At 64.3% G+C, this 20,112-nt stretch carries 13 protein-coding genes; 7 read left to right on the forward strand and 6 right to left on the reverse strand.

Going from position 1 to position 20,112, the window contains the following annotated elements:
- Window positions 1–13: 13 nt before the first annotated feature.
- The 3 genes from pckA to GA615_RS02490 form a co-directional block, all read right to left on the reverse strand.
- On the reverse strand, window positions 14–1,639 hold the full coding sequence (pckA, locus tag GA615_RS02480; protein ID WP_152049652.1) for a phosphoenolpyruvate carboxykinase (ATP): 1,626 nt from the start codon (window positions 1,637–1,639) through the stop codon (window positions 14–16).
- Between the two features lie 179 nt (window positions 1,640–1,818).
- Complete coding sequence (locus tag GA615_RS02485; RefSeq protein ID WP_235905013.1) at window positions 1,819–2,604, reverse strand: phosphopantothenoylcysteine decarboxylase domain-containing protein; 786 nt, start codon at window positions 2,602–2,604, stop codon at window positions 1,819–1,821.
- Window positions 2,597–3,274, reverse strand: a complete 678-nt coding sequence (locus GA615_RS02490; RefSeq protein WP_152049653.1) for a Uma2 family endonuclease — start codon at window positions 3,272–3,274, stop codon at window positions 2,597–2,599. The genes GA615_RS02485 and GA615_RS02490 overlap by 8 nt, the downstream gene beginning before the upstream one ends.
- 126 nt (window positions 3,275–3,400) lie before the next feature.
- Between GA615_RS02490 and GA615_RS02495 the strand changes: the two genes are divergently transcribed.
- Window positions 3,401–4,705, forward strand: coding sequence for a glucuronate isomerase (locus tag GA615_RS02495; RefSeq protein WP_152049654.1), 1,305 nt, complete (start codon window positions 3,401–3,403; stop codon window positions 4,703–4,705).
- A 246-nt stretch (window positions 4,706–4,951) separates the two neighbouring features.
- Window positions 4,952–6,298: a hypothetical protein gene (locus GA615_RS02500; protein ID WP_152049655.1), complete on the forward strand. Its 1,347-nt coding sequence runs from the start codon at window positions 4,952–4,954 to the stop codon at window positions 6,296–6,298.
- Between the two features lie 202 nt (window positions 6,299–6,500).
- Here GA615_RS02500 and GA615_RS02505 read toward each other — a convergent pair whose 3' ends face one another.
- Entirely contained in the window at window positions 6,501–7,280 is a 780-nt protein-coding gene (locus GA615_RS02505) for an HpcH/HpaI aldolase family protein (RefSeq protein ID WP_152049656.1), read from the reverse strand.
- 263 nt (window positions 7,281–7,543) lie between these two features.
- On the opposite strand from GA615_RS02505, the gene GA615_RS02510 reads away from it, so the two are divergent.
- Window positions 7,544–8,251 (forward strand): hypothetical protein, encoded by a 708-nt coding sequence (locus GA615_RS02510; protein WP_152049657.1) that lies wholly within the window; start codon window positions 7,544–7,546, stop codon window positions 8,249–8,251.
- Window positions 8,252–8,309: 58 nt separating this feature from the next.
- Window positions 8,310–9,284 (forward strand): C-terminal binding protein, encoded by a 975-nt coding sequence (locus tag GA615_RS02515; protein WP_152049658.1) that lies wholly within the window; start codon window positions 8,310–8,312, stop codon window positions 9,282–9,284.
- A 32-nt stretch (window positions 9,285–9,316) separates the two neighbouring features.
- Here the strand turns inward: GA615_RS02515 and GA615_RS02520 are convergent, their stop codons facing one another.
- Window positions 9,317–10,018 (reverse strand): Uma2 family endonuclease, encoded by a 702-nt coding sequence (locus GA615_RS02520; protein ID WP_152049659.1) that lies wholly within the window; start codon window positions 10,016–10,018, stop codon window positions 9,317–9,319.
- A 389-nt stretch (window positions 10,019–10,407) separates the two neighbouring features.
- Between GA615_RS02520 and GA615_RS02525 the strand changes: the two genes are divergently transcribed.
- The 3 genes from GA615_RS02525 (at window position 10,408) to GA615_RS02535 (ending at window position 17,400) form a co-directional block, all read left to right on the forward strand.
- On the forward strand, window positions 10,408–12,912 hold the full coding sequence (locus tag GA615_RS02525) for an MMPL family transporter (protein WP_152049660.1): 2,505 nt from the start codon (window positions 10,408–10,410) through the stop codon (window positions 12,910–12,912).
- Window positions 12,913–13,142: 230 nt separating this feature from the next.
- Complete coding sequence (glgX, locus tag GA615_RS02530) at window positions 13,143–15,293, forward strand: glycogen debranching protein GlgX (RefSeq protein WP_152049661.1); 2,151 nt, start codon at window positions 13,143–13,145, stop codon at window positions 15,291–15,293.
- Window positions 15,294–16,092: 799 nt separating this feature from the next.
- Complete coding sequence (locus GA615_RS02535) at window positions 16,093–17,400, forward strand: heparin lyase I family protein (RefSeq protein ID WP_152049662.1); 1,308 nt, start codon at window positions 16,093–16,095, stop codon at window positions 17,398–17,400.
- 121 nt (window positions 17,401–17,521) lie between these two features.
- On the opposite strand, the gene GA615_RS02540 is transcribed toward GA615_RS02535, so the two are convergent.
- Window positions 17,522–20,065 carry an ATP-dependent Clp protease ATP-binding subunit gene (locus tag GA615_RS02540; RefSeq protein WP_152049663.1) on the reverse strand — a complete coding sequence of 848 codons (2,544 nt, stop codon included), beginning with the start codon at window positions 20,063–20,065 and terminating at the stop codon, window positions 17,522–17,524.
- Between the last annotated feature and the right edge of the window lie 47 nt (window positions 20,066–20,112).

The raw sequence follows: 20,112 nt of genomic DNA on the forward strand, positions 1-20,112 counted from the left end.
CCATTCGGAGCGATCACCCCGAGAGCAAGGGGCCGGCCTCGGCGATGGCGGGGGAAATTCCTTCGAATCGTTCGAAGTTCTTCCGGAATCGCTCGGCGAGCCGTCGGGCGGCCTCCTCGTAGCGGATCGGGTCGGCCCAGGCCGCCTGGGGTTCGAGGATCGTCTCGGGAACTCCCAGGCAGCTCAGGGGGTGACGGAGGCCGAAGACCGGATCGGTCTTCAGCGGGGCCTCGTCGAGACGTCCCGAGAGCACGGCGTCGACCATCGCCCGGGTATACGGCAGCGGAATCCGCCGACCGTCCCCGACCCCTCCTCCGGTCCAGCCGGTGTTGAGCAGCCAAGCCTGAGTGCCATGCTGCCGCATCTTCTGCCCGAGAAGTTCCGCGTAGCGCTGCGGCGGCAAGACCATGAACGGCTCTCCGAAACAGGCGCTGAAGGTCGCCGACGGCTCCGAGCCGAGACCACGCTCGGTCCCCGCGATCTTCGCCGTGTACCCGGAAAGGAAGTGGTACATCGCCTGCTCTGGCGAGAGCCGGGAGAGCGGTGGCAAGATGCCGAAGGCGTCACAGGTCAGAAAGATGATGTGCTTCGGATGGCCGGATCGCCCGCTCGGGACGTAATTGGGGATGAACTCGATCGGGTAGGCCGCCCGGGTGTTCTCGGTCAGGCTTGCGTCGTCGAACTGGCAGGTCCGGGTTTCGGGGTCGAGGACCACGTTCTCCAGGACCGTCCCGAAGCGAATCGCGCCGTAAATCTCCGGTTCGTTGGTCCGATCGAGCCGAATGCACTTGGCGTAGCATCCTCCCTCGATGTTAAAAACCCCCGCGTCGGACCAACCGTGCTCGTCATCGCCGATCAGGTGTCGGCGGCGATCGGCCGAGAGGGTCGTCTTGCCCGTCCCCGAGAGACCGAAGAAGACCGCCACGTCCCCCGCGTCGCCGACGTTCGCCGAGCAGTGCATCGACATCACGCCTTGCTTTGGCAGCAGGTAGTTCAGGATCGAGAAAACCGACTTCTTGATCTCTCCCGCGTACAGCGTCCCGCCGATCAGGACCATCCGCCGGGCGAAGTTCACCAGAATGAACACCTCGCTCCGCGTGCCGTCGCGCTTGGGATCAGCCTTGAAATCGGGTACGGCAAGAATGGTGAACTCGGGCCGAAACGCCCGCTGCTGCTCGGCCGACGGCATGAGGAACAACTGATGGGCGAAGAGGGCATGATACGCGCGTTCGCAGACCACCCGAACCGCGAGCCGATGATCCGGGTCGGCCCCGGCGAACGTGTCGGTCACATACACGGTTCGCCCTTGAAGATGCTCCTGCACCCGGCCGAGGAGGCGATCAAACACCTCCGACGCGATCGGCCGATTGACCGATCCCCAGGCAATGTCCCCTTCCGATTCCGGTTCCTGCACGATGAACTTGTCTTGCGGCGATCGTCCCGTGTAAGCCCCCGTCCGGAACACCGCGGCCCCTGAGTCTGCCAGTTGGCCCTCTCCTCGGCCCAGCGCATGTTCGACCAAGACCGCTTGCGGAAGGTTCCAGAACGTTTCTCCAACCCCGCTCAATCCTTGGTCTTCGAGCGTGACGGCGTGGGGCAGGGGGGCCGGTTCGTTCGGTGTTTCTGCGGTCGCAGCCATCGGGACCTCGGCAAGGTGGGGCTCGGGAGGCAAGGTCGATCGCCCTGTCTCCGGCCGATCATTGAAGGTTCCATCGTCACACGATCAACGCGCGTGCGACCCAAAAGACTTCTTCCGAACGAAGACGGCACACGTCATGCCGGGCGCTCAAATTCGGTCAACCGGACAGAGACCCTGCATTACGTTGCCGAGCGGCGCTCGCCCAAGTGTCCTGCCCATCGAGCCACGCGATCGACCAGCAATCGGGCCCGATCGCCGTCTTCCGGTCCCAACGTCTCGACTGGAGCATCGGGCCGTACCAGGACAATTGTATGGCGCCCGGCTCGATACGATCGCAGATCGTTCGCCACCGTCAGATCGGTCCGGTTGATCCGACACGCCCGCTCGGCGGTCCGGATCAACTCCGACGGCTCGGCTCCCGAGAGCAACTTGAAGCCCACCAGATAGGCGTCGGGGGCCCAGTCCCGCACCGCTTGAATCACTTTTGGCGTCTTTCGGCAGTGAAGGGTCAGCAGATCGGCTTCAGAACCAATTTTGCCCGACCTGACCATCGGCTCGTAATCCGAGACGGCCATCGCCAGCATGACCACATCCGCCGGGCCAGCCCGAACAATTCTTTCCAGCGTTTCGGCGTAGTCGGACACGGTTCCCCTGGCCAGCGGAACCAGATGGAGCCGATCCTGCTGCGACTTCCAGCGATCGGCCAGCGCGTCCAGCGACTGCCGAAGCTTCTCGGCCGGCCTTGCCAGGTCGATCGCGTTCAGATGGCGACGGATCGGAAGTTCGGCCGTTGGGGCATGGACGTGCCAGACCGTTGCCCCCTGGTCCAGCCACGCCTCGGTGATGGCCGCCGAGAACCGGCCGGTCGAGGCGTTGGCAATGTGCCGAACGTCGTCGATCGGCGCGATCGTTCCGCCGCCGGTCACGACGACGTTCAGGGGCCTCGATCCGTCCGCCTCACTCACCGTCTCGCCGCTCCTCGCCCCGGACCCGAGGCGCCAGTTCATCCCGAACCCAGGCTCTGAGCCGGCTCTGCCAGTCGTTCATCAGCATCAAGGGCGGTTGATCGATCCAGGAGAAGATTTCTGAGGCTTTGAGCGACGGGAACGCTCCGCTGGTCTCGGATTCCTCGTATCGGCCATCGGCCCCGCGGAGAAAGATGCGAAGGCGCTTTCGCGTGCAGACCCAGACTTCCGGCACTCCCAGGCGGCGATAGATCGTCATCGCCTGCTTCGCGCCGTGAGTGACCACCACCTCGATGATCAGGTCCGGCGGCGGGTTGACCTCCAGGTCGAGTTCCGTGGTCCCCCGAAGGTCCTCGGCATGATCGAGGTAAAAGGATTTATCCGGTTCGACTGCTGCTCCCATTCCGCTCCGGGCCAGCGTCACGGAACCGAGTGGAATGCAAGGACGATCAAGCCCAAGGGTCACTTCCTGAACGAACGTTCCGAATCGTTCCGCGAACAGCTCATGAGGCATCGAAGGTGACACCAGCGTCAAACTCCCGTCGAGATACCAGATCCGGGGCGATCGCCGCTCGCCGCGCACCTTGAGCATCCGCTTGAACCCCGACCAGGACACGTCAAGCAGGTCGATGCGCGTATCCCTCGCCTTGTGCTTCGTCGCGGATGCCATCAACGCCCTCCGTATTGCCGATCGTCGGATCGCCTCTTTGCCACCCTGAGGGGATGCCGTAAGCTGGGCTCATTCCTCAACGACGCCAGTGACCGTTCTGTGCCGAGATGACCGAGGTTCCCGAAGATGAGTACCACGCTGCCCCACGATCCCCAGGCCCGAGCCCTGTTCGAACAGATCGCGTCCTGGCCGATTTACGACCCGCACTCGCACATCGACGCCCACAGCCCGGCGTCGCGGAACCTCGATGAAGTCCTCGGCTACCACTACTATACCGAACTGGCCCACTCGGCCGGGATGCCTGCCGCCGAGGTCGATCCCGGCCTCGACCCCTTCACCCGGGCTCGCAACCTCTCCCGGCACCTCCACCGGATTGATAACACGGTTCAGTATTCCTGGCTGCTCGAAATTGCCCGCACCTTTCACGGCTTCGAAGGGGACCGGATCGACGCCGACACCATCGACGACCTGTACCAGCGCGCCGACCACTCGCAGGACGGCGAGGCCTGGGACCGCTCCGTCTGGCAAACCTCCCAGCTCGAAGCCGTCTTCCTGACCAACGACTTCGACGACCCGCTCGAAGGCTGGGACACCTCGACTTACGTCCCTTGCCTCCGCACCGACGACCTCGTCCTCAAGCTCCACGAGCCGAGAACCCTGCAACGGCTCATGGCCTCGACCAATGTCGACGTCGAGGACGTGAAGTCGCTCCGCATGGCCCTCGCCTCGCTGTTCGAATACTTCGTCGAGCACGGGGCAAGAGCCTGCGCCATCAGCTTGCCTCCGGACTTTATTCCCAGAAAAGCCACCCCCATCGCCTCGCAGAATTCCGTCCGACGCGCCTTGAAGCACATGGACCTCCGGCCCGACGAACACGAGGAGGTCCGATCGCTCGTCTTCTGGACCCTCGCGGAACTCTGCGCCGAGTGGAAACTGCCGTTCGACCTGATGATCGGCCCGATCCGCAACGTCTATCCCGCCGGAGTCACCGGAGGCCGCGACCTGTTCGATCGCCGCGTCAGCCTGCACGACTACGCCGAGCTGTTCAACCACTTCTCCAATGTCACCTTCCCCGTCTCGACCCTCACTCCCGATGCCGGGGCCGAACTGGTCGCCTTCTCCTGGATCTTGCCGAACGTCGTGCCCAACGGGCACTGGTGGTACTCGAACGTCCCGGCGTTCATCGCCGCCGACCTGAAGGCCCGACTCCAGGCCGTCCCCAAGACGAAGCAGGTCGGTTATTACTCCGACGCCTACAAGCTCGAATTCATCTTGCCGAAGTTCAACATGTACCGTCGCTTGCTGGCCGAGTACCTTGCCGAGGATTGCATCCGGGGCCGCGGCTGGACCGAGGACCGAGTCCTCGAACTCGCCCGCCTGGTCCTGCTCGACAACCCCCGGCGCATTTTTGCACGGCCCAACGAGCTTTGACTCGAACCCGGACCTTGGGAATCGCTTCCCCCGATCGTCCGTCAGATTCGGTAACCCCCGGCAGATCGGTTGATCCGGGGGGACCCAACCTGCAACGCCTCCTCCTCGATTTGACCGGCCACCAATCGCGAGGAACTCTTACGACGACGGTTTCGCGGTCGTTGGAGCGCCCGTGTCGAGGAGTCGTCTGTGCGCCCAGCGAGGGGCAACGCAGTCCGGTCGTGTACCGGAAAAAGGTGAAGCACCATGTCCAGACAGCTCAGCGACGTGCGATGGACGGCGACCCTGGGCCTCGGCGTCCTGTTGGGATCTTCCTTTGGTGGCCTGGCCTCAGCCTCTGAGTTCCCCCCTCCCGCCGACGTGGCCGCCCCGATCGTCGCCTCCGAAACCCCGGCCGACGAGACACTGGCTCGCCAGGACGTTGGCCGTCCGTCCGGTGGGATGATGCGTCCCGGCTTCGGAGCTGGAATTCAGACCCCCGGAACTGAATTGACTCGCGAACAGATCGAAAAGATCGACGCCGAGCTGCTCGAAAACATCCTGCTCATCACCGATCCGACCGAGCGATCCCTCGCCCTGGTTCAGGCCGCTCGCTACAAGATTGTCACCCGAGAGCTGGAAACCGCCCGCACCGCCCTCGATCGGGCCGCTGAATCAATCGAGCAGATGACCGACCCTGTTCGACGCGATCTGCGCCTGATCTCGACCAGCAAGACCTTTGTCGAGCTCGCCCAGGAATCGATCAACGCGGCGGTTTCGGGAGTTCCCGGAATTCTCTCTCTGGAACAGGAACTCTCTCCCGAGCAGCGGATCGACGCACTGAGAAAGGGCCTCGATGCCTTCACCCGGGCCAACGAACTGGCGGCCCGGATCGGTTCCATCGGCTACCGACCGCAGACAATGTACTTCGCCGCCGAGCAGCAGGCCCTCGGCGGGCAGGCCATCGGCGTCGTCGCCTTCCGCAATCCCGGCCGCCTGGCCGATCAGCCCGACGTTCTGGCGGATCTTCGCCGCATCTCGACCGACTACATCGATCGGGCCGCCTCCTTCGCCCACTCGATCGACGCTCCCGTCTGGCGCGACGTAACCCTCTCGGCCATCACGTCCGCCGCCGCCAACTCGAACCAGTTCGCTCTGGCCCGCCAGATCGCCCGATCGGTTCCCGAGCTCGAAATTCGCTTCCAGGCCCTTCTGACCGTCGCCGAGGCCGAGGTCCGCCGTGGATCGGCCGACCAGGCCACCACCGACTACGCAGAGGCTGCCCGCACCGTCGCCTCGATTCCCATCGCCGACCTTCGCTCGACCCTCAATAACGTGCTGGTCGAGAGCCTGATCGCCGCCGGCCGCTTCCCCGACGCCCGCCGCTGCATCGTCTTCTACCCGACCGAACTCGACCGCCTCGAAGCCCTCGGCGCCGTCGCCGAGTCGATGGGCTCCCGCGGCCTCTCCAACGAGGCCCGTGACTGGATCTTCCGCGAGGTCCGTCCCGAGTACCGCGACCAGCTCTTCCGCCGCGTCAACGATGGCGTCCTCAGCACCCTCGAACGCTACGGCAACGATTCTTACCTCGGTCAAGATGCAAGGGCCTTCTGAGTCGTGGCCCTTCGTCTTCCCCTTCAACGAATTCCGGGCGGGTCGGCCTCGCTTCCGCGACGGCCGGCCCGCCCGGTTCGGTTTTGCTCCTTGCATGCTCCGATCCGAGATCGTTCGCGATGATCACCTCGATGCCCACGATCGTCGTCAGGGCCGTGAGCACCTCGGGGCTGATCAGGTTTTTCCCCGATCTGGCGATTGCTCAATCCTCCTGGAAGAACGGTTCGTAGCGCCGCTTCATCGTCCGGATCCCTTCGTGCAAGGCATGCACGTCGAAGCCGAAGACGAACATTTTGCAGCCGAGCTTCGCCATCCGCTCGGCGTACTCGGGGCCTCGGGGGACGACGCCCCAGGGCTTGCCGGCCGATCGGCAGGCGTCGGCGATGCGTTCGATCGTCTCGAAGCACTTCGGGTGCTCGAACTGGCCGGGGACGCCGAGCACCTGGCTGATGTCGGCCGGGCCGACGAACAGGAGATCCACATCGGGCACGGCGGCGATCTCGGCGATCGACTCGATCGCGCCGGCTGTCTCGATCTGGATGCCGACGAACGTCTCGGCGTTGGCCTTCTCGACGTACTCGGCCAAGGGCGTCAGGCCGAAGCGGCCGTCGCGGTTGCCGCCGTTCATGCCGCGTTCGCCCCTCGGCCAGAACTTGGCCCAGCGCACGGCCTGCTCGGCATCCTCGGGAGAGCGGACCATGCTGACCATCACCCCGCCGGCGCCGATCTCCAGCGGCCGCATGATCGAGGCGTAATCGGTCGCCGGCATCCGGACGAAGTGATCGAGCCCATAGCCTCGGGCCGCGACGACGGCCGTCTCGATCTCCCGGAGGCTCAGGCCCGAATGCTCCTGGTCGAGCCAGAGGCCGTCGTAGCCGCCGTGCTCGCCGATGATCTCCACGAGCTTTGGGTGAAACAACTGACCGACGCCGAACAATCGGACGGTCTTCCCCTGCGCCAGTCGATCCTTGATGCGTGGCATGATCGCAGCGAGCCTCGGAAACGCTCAACGGGTGGAGGTCAGCGGACCTGTTTTTTTGGGATTGCTTGATTCTAATGCCGGGCGATCTCCAATGCGCGGGGCAAGCGGTTCCAGCGAGACAGGACGTCCTTGCCCCGCCTGCGATCCGGCGCGGCGGGTTGATCCGGGCGGTCTGATCGGGGATAACCGATCTCCGGCGAATGGCTCGCGGTTCCCAGGCAACCAAAGGTCCGAACGAGGGCGAGGTCAGGGTGAGGGACGGATTGCGCCAACAGACTGGTGAGCGGATCCGCCTGGCAACCGGCCCGTTCCTCTGGTGGAGCTTCGCCATTCTGGCTCTGACGGGAGAACTGGCCCTCTGGGCCGCGATCCACCGCCAGGCCCGAGGATTCCCGGCGGGGCTCCGCCTGGCCTGGCTCATCGGCTACACGCCAAGGACCGTCTTCCTGGCTTTCGTGCTGGCCTCGCTGCTCACGGTCGTCGTCGATGTCCTGGTCAAGATGCTCGTCGACCTCCCGATGCGTCGCTGGCTGGTTCCTCGGAACGATCGTGAGGACGACGCGTACCAAGGGTTCGGGTTCCACCTTGGCCCCACCGAACAGGTGCTCGACGAGGTGCCGGCCCGCATGCTCGCTCGACCGCGATCCCTGCCCGGGACGCTCGTTTTGACCGATCGTCGCGTCTGGTTCTTCCCGTCCGCCTGGGATGCCGAGCCGTGGTCGAGCCCTCGCGATCAGGTCCGGTCGGCGACCGTCGCTCCCCCCTCGGGCTTTCTGAGCAAACTGCTGCGGGGGCTTCCTCCTCAGATCCACCTTGATCCCGGTCCCCAGGCCGAACCCAGCTCCGAGTTCGAGCGATTCGCCGACCCCGACTCCCGCTCCGATCCTCGCGTCAAGTTCGTCCTTGCCGAGCCCGGCCGGGTCCGATCCTGGTTCGTTGCCACCCTTCCCCGAGCCTCCCGAAAGGGTTGAGCCGAGCGCGTGTTGATGACTGTTCCCTCTCCCCCCAAACTCGTGCCGAGTCCCTCTCATGGCCGATCGCTTCCGGGTCCTCGTGACCGATTTCCTCACCGAAACCGAGGTCGAGCAACCCGTCCTTCATGAACTTGCCCAGATCGAACTGGCCGGCGCTCATGACGAAACCGAGCTGTTCGACCTCCTGCCCACTGCCGATGCCCTGATCGTCTACCACGACGTTCCCATGCTCACCGAGGCCACCATCAACCGCCTCGATCGCTGTCAGGGGATCGTCCGGGCCGGCGTCGGCTACAACAACATCGACATCGAGGCGGCCGGGCGACGGGGCATCCCCGTCTGCAATGTCCCCGACTATGGCGCCGAGGAAGTCGCCGATCACGCCATGATGATGCTCCTGGCCGTCGTTCGTCGCCTGGTGCCGTGTCACTCGTCGATCGTCAAGGGAGACTGGGAGGTACCGATCGTCTACGGTGTGCCTCGCCTCCGAGGCCGAACGATCGGCCTCGTCGGCTGCGGACGAATCGGCACCGCCATGGCGATCCGGGCCAAAGCGTTCGGCCTCGACGTGGTCTTCTACGATCCTCACGTCCCCCCCGGCTTCGAGAAAGCCCTGGGAGTCCGCCGCACCGACTCGATCGAGGAACTCTTCGAGCAAAGCCAGTTCGTCAGCGTGCACTGCTATCTCGACGCCTCGTCGCACCATCTGGTGAACGCCAAACGGCTCGCGTTGATGCCCGAAAACGGGGTCCTGATCAATACGGCTCGCGGGCCGATCGTCGATCAGGAAGCCCTGCTGTCGGCCCTCGATTCCGAGCGCCTTGCCGGGGCCGGGCTCGATGTGGTCGAGCGCGAGCCGCTCGATGACGACCGCCTGCGCCACCACCCCCGCGTGCTCCTGACCCAGCATGTGGCCTTCTACAGCGTCGAGGGTTTCATCGAGATGCGCCGCAAGTCGGCCGAGGAGGTCCGCCGGCTCCTCCTCGGTCAGCCGCTCCGATGCCTCGTCAATCAGCCGTCGCCTCGCTGACCCCTTCGCAAAAGGGGCCAGGTGGTTTCGGCTCAGTCTGTCGCGTCCGGATCGATCCCCATTGCCCGAAGCTTCTCGGCCAGCCGCTCTGCCCGGAGCCGTTGCTGCTCCTCGCTCCGGGCCAGGGCGTCGCGTTGCTCGGCCAAGGCGTCGCGTTGCTCGGCCAGTTCCAGATAGGTCAGGAAGCGTCGGCCATCGGGGCCGATCAGGGCGAAGGCGTCGTCGGTCAGCTCGAAGCGAACGCCGAGCCTCGGGCTGACCATCCCGGCGGGATGTGGGATCGAGACGAGCCGATCCCCCTCGCGACGGAAGGCGGCAAAGGTGTTTCGATCCGGGTCGTAGAGGTAATACTCCTCCACGCCGAACCGTTCGTAGAATTCGAGTTTGCGCCGCATCTCACCGGCCCGGTTGCCGGGAGAGAGCACTTCGAAGACGACCTGAGGGGCGATCCCCCCTTCTTCCCACTGCTTGTACGACCCTCGGTAGCCCTTCGGGCGGCCGAAGGCGACCAGAGCGTCCGGCGCGGTTCGGGTCTTATTGTCCCCTTCGATCGGATACCAGAGCAGGTCGCCGGCCACGAACACGTCGGGCCGATCTCGGAAGAGCGCGTCCAGCCCTTCCTTGATCGTGACGATCCACTGAAACTGAAGCGTGTTTTCCGCCATCCGCTTGCCGTCGCTGTCGGGATACTCGACCTGCGACGCGGCGGCCTTCGAGCCGAGGCGGGTCGACATCGGGACTCCCTCCCGTTCGAAGCAACCGAGACGATGAACACCTGTCATCCGTCTCGGTGATCTTAATGCCCTGGTTCGGCGATGTCGAGACCGTCCCCTTGCGATCGGTCGGCGTTGAGGGATTCTTGGCCGCCGATCGCGTCTCGCATCAATCTCTGACCGTGATCGTGCCGATAACTTCTGAAAACCATCGCCTCGATCAGGTCAGGAACCCATCGGGGAAACCAACGCAATCTGGGCAGGATTCGAGCGGTTTTGACAGTTCGAACGAATTCGACTATCGTGTCTGCCAACGACTTACGCAGGCCAATGCCCGAACGAGACTCTGAGCATCTCCCCGGATCGCGAGGGACGCGATCCCAAGGTCGGCCAGCGGCTGGAATCCGTCCATGATCTTCGACCTGATCGCACGACTGGTGATCCGCCGAGGCCTACTTCTCGTACTGGCCTGGATCGCCCTGGCGTTCGTGCTCAATCGCTACGCCCCGTCCTGGGACGAGGTCAGCCTCGACGACGACGTCCGGTTCTTCCCGGCCGGTTCGCTGAGCGTCGAGGGTCAGGCCCTGTTGGAACGCGGTTTCCCCGAGGCGACCGAGTCGACCGCCGTCGTGGCCGTCGAACGGGCCGAGGGACCGCTGACCGACGAGGATCGGGCGTTCATCGGCACCCTGGCCGATCGGCTCAAGGGGCTGATCGGCCCCGAGTTCGCCATCGCCACCGTGACCGACTTCCGTGACCGCTACATGGATTCGATCCTCATCGGCGGTAACAGAGAGAACGGCGATGGCCAGGCCGCCCTGACGCTCGTCGGCATCGAGGCAACCTACGCCAGCAAGCAGGCCCGGCTTACGGTCAACGCCATCGAGGAGGTCATCGACGGCCTCGCAGGCGAGGTCCCCGCCGGAATCCGGCTTGCCCTGACCGGCTCGGCGGTTGTCGGGCACGACATGAATGAGTCGTCGAACGCCAGTATCGACACGACAACCTACGCCACCATCGCCCTCGTCATCGCCATCTTGCTGGCCGTCTATCGGTCACCGTTGCTGGCCCTGATCCCCTTGCTGACGATCGCCCTGTCGGTCTTTATCTCGCTCAAGGGGTTGCCGACGCTCCGCTGGGTGCCTGGACTCGATTTCCAGGTCATTAACGTGACGAAGGTGTTCGTCATCGTTGTCCTGTTCGGAGCCGGAACCGACTACTGCCTGTTCCTCATCGCCCGATACCGCGAGGAACGCGCCCATGGCCACGACATTCCCGAGGCCCTCGGCGTGGCGATTCGCCAGGTCGGCGCCGCCCTGGTCGCCAGCGCCGGCACGGTCATTGTTGGCCTGGGGATGCTCTGGTTCTCCAGCTTTGCCAAGATTCAGTACAGCGGCCCGGCCATTGCCCTGAGCCTGGCAGTCGCCCTGGCCGCGGCGTTGACGCTCGCGCCGGTCCTGCTCAAGTGGTTCGGCCGCACGATCGACTGGCCCTTCGGACCCCCTCCCATCATCCGGGCCGAAGTCGAGGCCGAAGCCGATCATCTGCCCAATGGCATCTCCGATCAGGCCGAGGCCGCCCTGCGAGGCCCCTGGGGACGGGTCGCCAACCTCGTCGCTCATCGTCCGGGCACCATCCTTGCTGTCAGTCTGCTGGCCCTCGCCCCTCTGGCCATTTACGGCACGAAGGTCACGTCCAATTACGGGCAACTCTCCGACCTCCCCAGTACCGCCTCCAGCAAGATCGGCGCTCGCCTGATCCGAGACTATTTCCCGATCGGCGAACTCGGCCCCACCACCTTGCTCGTCCATGCCCCGAACCTCGATTTCCGCGACGACGAAGGCCGTCAGGCCCTCGCCGAACTCTCCGATCGCCTCGTCGCCTTGCCCGAGGTCGCCCGCATCCGGTCCCTGTCCCGACCCCTTGGCGAGCCCCTCGAAGAGACCATTCGCCTCTCCGACGAAGAACAGGCGCTGCCTTCCTTCCTCCGCCAGCCGATCGAACAGGCCCGCAACGCCCTCATCGAACGCGGCTACCAGGCCGCCGAGCCCGTTTACGTCAGCACGCGCCCTGCCGATCCGGCCGATCTGGGTTCGATTTCTCGGATCGACGTTCTCCTGTCCATCGACCCCTTCTCCGAAGATGGGATGAACGCCCTCAACGCCATCCAGCGCGAGGTCAACGCCCTGACCCTTGCCGAGTCCGGGCCGCTTGCCGGAGCCGAGGTCGGATACGCCGGCTCCACCCCCATGCTGTACGACCTTCGATCGTCGATCGGCAACGATCAGAAGCGGATGTACGTCCTGGTCACGCTCGGGGTCTACGCCATCCTCGTCCTGCTCCTGCGACGCCCCGGGATCTGTCTGTACCTCATTGCCACGGTCGTCCTCGGCTACCTCGCCACCCTCGGCCTGACCGATCTCGTCTTCCAGGCCTTGCACGAAGGGCCCGAGCCCTGGCAAGGACTCGATTGGAAGGTTAGCTTCTTCCTGTTTGTGATCCTGGTGGCGGTCGGAGAGGATTACAACATCTTCCTCATGGCTCGCGTGCTGGAGGAAGAAGACGGCCACGGACCGATTGACGGCACCCGGCGCGCCGTCGCCGCCACGGGCGGCATCATCAGCTCGTGCGGCCTGATCATGGCCGGCACCTTCGGCTCGATGCTCACCGGCAAGCTGCTCGCGCTTCGAGAGCTAGGCTTCGCCCTGGCCGTTGGCGTCTTGCTCGACACCTTCATTGTCCGTCCCATTCTCGTCCCGGCCTTCATCATCCTGTGGGAGCGTCTCCGATCGCGATTCACGTCTGGCAGGCGTCGCTCCAGGCCGATCCACCAGGAACCCGCCCCGGCCGGTGGCGCTCCGACGGTCCTCCGCGTCGATTACGGGGTCGCCTCGCAGCACACCCCCCGGCGTTGAGCGATCGCGATCGCCCCACTCAGGCGATTCAGTGGCGTTCGGCGTACGATTTGCATGAGCCGTCCCTCGGTGGCCTGATGTTCTGTCGTTGATGCGCCCGGCCGCTGCACCCTCTGCCTGCCGACGATGCGGGCGAGTACACTCGGTCTGCCTTCTTTGCAATTGCTCGGAACCGTCTGAACGACGATCGGGCCCCGGTTTTTCCCCATCACCGTTTTGAGAATCCACCGATGAGAGTCTGGCCGGGACAACCCTACCCCCTGGGCGCCACCTGGGATGGTACCGGAGTGAACTTTGCCCTGTTCTCCGAAAACGCCACCAAGGTCGAACTCTGTCTGTTCGACTCGGTCGATGCCGAGCGGGAATCCCTTCGGATTCCCCTGGCCGAATGCACCGACCTGGTCTGGCATGCCTACCTGCCCGACCTGATGCCCGGTCAGCTCTACGGCTATCGAGTCCACGGGCCTTACGACCCGGCCAACGGCCACCGATTCAACCCGAACAAGCTCGTCCTCGACCCGTACGCCAAACTCATCGGTCGCCGGTTGAGATGGGACGACGCCCTGTTCGGCTATCCGATCGGCCAGGACGATCTCGCGTTCGATGAGCGCGATAGTGCCCCGTTCGCTCCGCTCGCCCAGGTCATCGACGACTCCTTCACCTGGGGAGACGACCGTCCCCCCAAGACTCCCTGGCACAAGACTCTGTTCTATGAAGCCCACGTCAAGGGACTGACGATGCGTCATCCCGACGTTCCCGAGAACATGCGGGGCACCTACCTCGGCGTTGCCACCGAACCCATCCTCCGCCACCTGACGGAGCTGGGCGTGACCGCCATCGAGCTGTTACCTGTCCACCACCACGCCGACGACCGTTACCTTGAAGAAAAGGGGCTGGTCAATTACTGGGGCTATAACACCCTCTCCTTCTTCGCGCCCCACATCACCTATGCGGGCGATCATCCGGCCCTCGACGCCGTGCAGCAGTTCAAAAGCATGGTCCGCGGCCTGCACTCGGCCGGCATCGAGGTCATCCTCGACGTCGTCTACAACCACACCGCCGAGGGGAACCAGAACGGCCCGACCCTTTCCTGGCGAGGCGTCGATAACGCCGCCTACTACATGCTCTCTCCCGAAGACCCGCGCTACTACATGGACTTCACCGGCTGCGGCAACGTGCCCAACATGTCGCACCCCCGCGTCTTGCAGATGATCATGGACAGCCTGCGCTACTGGGTCACCGAGATGCACGTGGACGGCTTCCGGTTCGACCTGGCCAGCACCCTGGCCCGAGAACTCTACGAGGTCAACCGCCTCGGCTCGTTCTTCGACATCATCCACCAGGACCCGGTCCTCTCGCAGGTCAAGCTCATCGCCGAACCCTGGGACGTTGGCCCCGGCGGCTACATGGTCGGCAACTTCCCCCCCGGCTGGGCCGAGTGGAACGGCATCTACCGCGACGAGATCCGCGACTTCTGGCGAGGGCAGGAATGCACCGCCAACGAGCTGGCTACCCGCCTCTCCGGCTCCAGCGACCTCTACCAGAACGACGGCCGCAAGCCCTACGCCAGCGTTAATTTTATCACCTGCCACGACGGCTTCTCCCTCCGCGACCTCGTCTCCTACAACGACAAGCACAACGAGGCCAATCACGAAGGCAACCGCGACGGCTCCGACGATAACCGCTCCTGGAATTGCGGCGTCGAAGGGGAAACCGACGACCCCGAGATCAAGGCCCTGCGCGCCCAGCAAATGCGCAACTTCATGGCCACCCTGTTCTTCTCTCAGGGCGTGCCCATGATGCTCGCCGGCGACGAGATCATGAACACCCAGGGGGGCAACAACAACACCTACTGTCAGGACAGCGAGATTAGCTGGCTTGACTGGAACCTCAACGACGAGCGACGCGAGTTCCTCGATTTCGTGCGCAAGATCAGTCGGATCTGGCGGGCCTTCCCCGTCTTCCAGCGCCGGAACTTCTTCAAGGGGCGGGCGATCCGGGGCGAGAACGTCAAGGATATCTCCTGGCTCGACCCCTCGGGCCACGAGATGGGAGACGAGGCCTGGGACGCCGGCTTCGTCCGCTGCATCGGCATGCGGCTCGCCGGCGACGCCATCGGCGAGGTCGACGAACGCGGCGAGCCGATCGTCAGCGAAACCGTCCTCGCCCTGTTCAATGCCCACTGGGAGCCCGTCCCCTTCGTCCTCCCCGAGCACCAGCCCGAACGGATCTGGGAAGTCCTCCTCGACACGGCCGACGCCGACCCCGCCTGCGAAACCTTCGAGCAGGGCCACCCCTACGACCTCAAGGGCCGCTCCGTCGTCCTCCTTCGTCTCCGAGACCGCGACGAAACCCCAGCCGACTCGGTCTCGGGCGACTGAATACCCTTCGCCCTTGCCCCTCCTCTCGACCGCCAGGCCGCCGGGCCGCCGGGCCTCCGGGGCCTGGCGGTCTCCCCCGATCGATCTCACAACTGCGGAACGGTCTTCGCCCCTCCTGGCCATGCTGCCGCTTCGCTCGGCCGAACATCCTGGTGAGACGGTTGGTGTCGTGACCGGACGTTCGGGGCCGAAGAACGCCTCGGCGACGAGTCTCTCTCTCGTCGATCACCGACACACTCGGCCCAGTTCTCTGGCGCGCCGAGGTGTTCGAGCCTTTCCGCTCATCACGAACCGAGATGGCGCACAACTCCATCCCCGTTCGATCGACGTTTCGTCTCCCTCAGATTGAGCGCGGATTCGATGACGCCGATCCCCCCTCGTCGCCGATCAGTCGGCGATTCATGCCCTCGTCGATCGCATCGACGAGCCGCTTCATGCCCCGAAGTGAGACGGACCAGGAGTTGTTGCCGGAGAGGTCTTTGTTGGAGCGTCTTGCGCCTCCGGAATCAAGCCAGGAAGCCAATTCGGCGGCGGACGGCTCGTGGCGGGGGAAAGTGTGAGGGCGCATGGATGGCCGTGGAAAGGCGCCAATAATGATCCGTCATGAAATTGAGCGTGATGGCACGGAGATGCTCATTCGGCCATCAAGGATCCCGTTAATGCATCATTCAATCGAATTGCTTAGATTTGCTCTTATAGTCTCTGGACATGGGGGTTCAAGCGACGTTATTTTCACTCCCGGCAAACTCGGCAGGCCACCCGAGGCGCAGCCGAAACACGTCTTCCTGAACTCTCAGACATGACGCGCAAAGGAGAAATCATCTTGACACGCATGAAGCGATGTCTCGCGACGACTCTGTGTTTGATCTGCATGGCAAGCCAGGTCCGATCCGAAGACTCGATCCCGGTTGGGCCATCGTTCGACTATCACCCCGCCCAGTATGTCGTGATTGATCGCGAGACCGGCCTTGCCTGGCCGGCCGGTGAGGCGTTGCTTCCGCCGCCCCGGGGGACGTTCAACGAGGTGACGACCACGGGCATCCGCGACTTCGAGACGACCAAATACGCCGCAGGCCATACAGGCTGGCGGCTTCCGACCATCGCGGAACTCCGCGACGCCCGAGATCATGGTCTGTACGCGGCCCTGGTGGAGGTCGCCAGGCTGGAAGGGTATCCCTATCCCAGACCTGTCGTGCGCTACGGCTACTTCGGAGCCTGGGCCAGTGATCCCATCGTCAAGAATCGTCGGCCGTGGGTGAATCTCCTCGCCCCTCTACCCTATGAGATCCGATGGTGGCCGTTGAACTGGGCGTCCGGCCCGTACCTGCCCGTGCGCGAAACGGCACAGCCCACCCCCATCCTCTGGGCAGACGACATTCAAGAGGGGGAGCGCCCCTGGGGATTTAGCGGGCTGTCAACACAGTACGACGGCAAGACTGTCGAGCCCGATGACGCGAACGGCGCGAACATCTCCCGGGTTCCAGACCCCGCCGGCGGCCCAGGCTTCGCCATGCGGCACTTCGCCATCTTCGGGCCAAGGGTCGGCCGGTCGCAGGCAGGTCTTTGGAGCTTCAGGAATGCGGAATTCGCCAAGCAGGCCAAAAGCGAAGAGGGGGTGTATCTCGCCCAGGAATGGTACTTTCCCGAGGCCCTCAGCGCGGGCGGGCAAGCGAGGCCCTGGCTCAGCGTCTGGGACTGGCATTCGATCGGCCCGAACGGCAAAAACCGTTGGCATACGTCGCCCGGCATGTTCCTGGCGAAAGACGGCTCGATGCGCTTCCGTCTGGATTGGAATTACGGGATGACCGGTAACCCCACCACTCCGTGGTCGACGATTCCCTTACCCGTTGGCCGTTGGTTCGATGTCGAGATGTACTACAAATGGACCACCGGACCAACCACCATCAAGATCTGGATTGATGGCGAGCTTGCCCTTGAGCAGACCGTTTCCCGAACGCGCCACCCCGATCACAACGTTGTGGAAACCTACATGAAGTTCTACGGCGCGGCCCCCTCCACGACGCCCTGGTCTCCGACCCCCAGCATCAAGTACACCCGCAATGTCCGCATCGCGGCCGATCGCATCTGGCCCGGTGGAGGGGATTGAGCCAGGCGTTCCGAACGTCTGCCTTGGCTTCGTGTCTCACGTCGAAACAAAAACGGGGTGGAGAGCGACTCCACCCCGTTTCGATCGTGCAGGTCAATCCAGCCAGGGCGTTGAGCGGGAATTACTCCGCTCCACCTTCTTCGCCGCTCGGCTGACCTTCGGCCGAGGCCGAACCGGCACCGGCCAGTTCTTCCTCGCTCTTGGCGGTGGCCTCGAAGACGAGCTTGGGGCCGTCCTCGGTGTCGCCGACGGTGACGGTCAGGGTGTCCTTGCCCTTGAACTCGCCCCGGAGGATCGACTCGGACATCGGGTCCTCGATCATGTTCTCGATCGCTCGGCGAAGCGGCCGGGCACCGTAATCGGGGTTGAAGCCCTTGTCGATGATGTAATCCTTCGACTCCTCGGTGAGGATGAGCTGCAAGCCCCGGTCGGCCAGGCGCTGGCGGACCTTCGTCAGCTCGATGTCGATGATGTGCTTCAGGTCCTCTCGCGTCAGGTTGTGGAAGACGATGATGTCGTCCAGACGGTTGAGGAACTCAGGGCGGAAGTACTTCTCGATGGCGACCTTCAGCCGCTCCTTCATTTCCTCGTAGTTGCTCGGGTCGTCCATGTTCCGACCGAAGCCGAGGACGTTCGACTGCGAGGTGGCCTCGACGCCCGCGTTGGTCGTCATGATGATGATCGTGTTCTTGAAGTCGACGACCCGGCCGACGTTGTCGGTCAGGCGGCCTTCTTCCATGATCTGCAGGAGCATGTTGAACACGTCGGGGTGAGCCTTCTCGATCTCGTCGAGCAGGACCACCGAGTACGGCCGTCGGCGGATCTTCTCCGTCAGCTGGCCGCCCTCTTCATAACCGACATAGCCCGGAGGAGCACCGATCAATCGGCTGACGTTGTGCTTCTCCATGTACTCGGACATGTCGATCTGAATGAGTGCCTCGGCCTCGCCGAACATGAACTCGGCCAGGCTCTTGGCCAGCAAGGTTTTCCCGACGCCCGTCGGCCCGGCGAAGATGAAGCTGCCGATCGGCCGCTTCGGGTCCTTCAACCCGGCCCGGCTGCGGCGAACGGCCTGGCTGATCCGCTTGACGGCCTCGCGCTGGCTGATGACCTTCTTCTGCAGCTCCTCTTCCATCCGGACGAGGCGTTCGGTTTCCTCGGCCTCCAGGCGGGTGAGCGGCACGCCGGTCATCTTCGAGACGACCTCGGCGACGACTTCCTCGTCCACCGTGCCGTCCACTTCCTTGGCCTTTTCCCGCCATTCGCGGGTGATCGTTTCCTTCTTCTTCTTCAACTTGTCGGCCTGGTCGCGCAAGGCGGCGGCCCGCTCGAAGTCCTGGTTGGCGACGGCCTCTTCCTTGTCCTGGTTGAGCCGTTCGATCTGCTCGTCCAGCTCTTTCAGGTCGGGCGGACGGGTCATCGCCTTCAGGCGGACGCGCGCACCGGCCTCGTCGATCACGTCGATCGCCTTGTCCGGCAGGCAACGGCCGGAGATGTAACGATCCGACATCTCGACGGCGGCCTCGAGCGCCTCGTCGGTGATCTGCACCCGGTGGTGCGCCTCGTAGCGGTCGCGCAGACCTCGGAGAATCTCCAGGGCCTCGCTCTTGCTCGGCGGGTTGACCACGACCATCTGGAAGCGACGGTCAAGGGCCCCGTCCTTCTCGATGTACTTGCGGTACTCGTCGAGCGTCGTGGCGCCGATGCACTGCACCTCGCCCCGGGCCAGGGCCGGCTTCAGGACGTTCGAGGCGTCGATCGCCCCTTCGGCCCCGCCGGCGCCGACGAGCGTGTGCAGCTCGTCGATGAACAAAATCGTGTTCTTGGCCCGGCGGACCTCGTTCATGACGGCCTTGATCCGCTCCTCGAACTGGCCGCGGTACTTCGTCCCGGCGACCATCATCGCCAGGTCGAGCACCACGATTCGACGGTCGCGGAGCAGTTCCGGCACGTTGGCGTCAACGATGAGCTGGGCCAGCCCTTCGACGATCGCCGTCTTGCCGACGCCGGCCTCGCCGAGCAGCACCGGGTTGTTTTTCTGGCGGCGCGAGAGGATCTGAACCACTCGCTCGATTTCATTCTGGCGGCCGATGACCGGGTCGAGCTTCCCTTGACGGGCCAACTCGGTAAGGTCTCGCCCGAAGCTATCCAGAGCGGGAGTCTTCGACTTGCCGCCCTTGGCCGCGGCGCCGCCGCCACCGCGTTCTGCTTCGCCGCCTGCGTCCATCCCGTGACCGAGCAAGTTGAGTACCTCCTCGCGGACTTCCTCGAGCTTCAAGCCCAGGTTCATCAAGACCTGAGCGGCCACGCCCTCCTGCTCACGCAGCAGGCCAAGCAGCAAGTGCTCCGTCCCGACGTAGTTGTGGTTGAGGTTCCGGGCCTCTTCAATCGCGTATTCGATGACCTTTTTGGCCCGGGGGGTCTGGGGAAGCTTCCCCATCGTGACCATGTCCGGCCCTGATTGGACGATTTTCTCCACCTCGACCCGGATCTTCCTCAGGTCGACGTCGAGGTTTTTCAGCACGTTGGCCGCGACCCCGCTGCCCTCCTTGACCAGGCCCAGCAGCACATGCTCGGTGCCGACGTACTCGTGGTTGAAGCGCTGGGCCTCCTGATTGGCCAGCTGCATCACCTTCCGAGCACGGTCGGTGAAACGTTCGTACATCAGCGATCGACTCCGACGGCTGTCCGGCCCGGCCGGGGCCGCGCCGG

The organism is Tautonia marina (assembly GCF_009177065.1).
Taxonomy (GTDB): domain Bacteria; phylum Planctomycetota; class Planctomycetia; order Isosphaerales; family Isosphaeraceae; genus Tautonia; species Tautonia marina.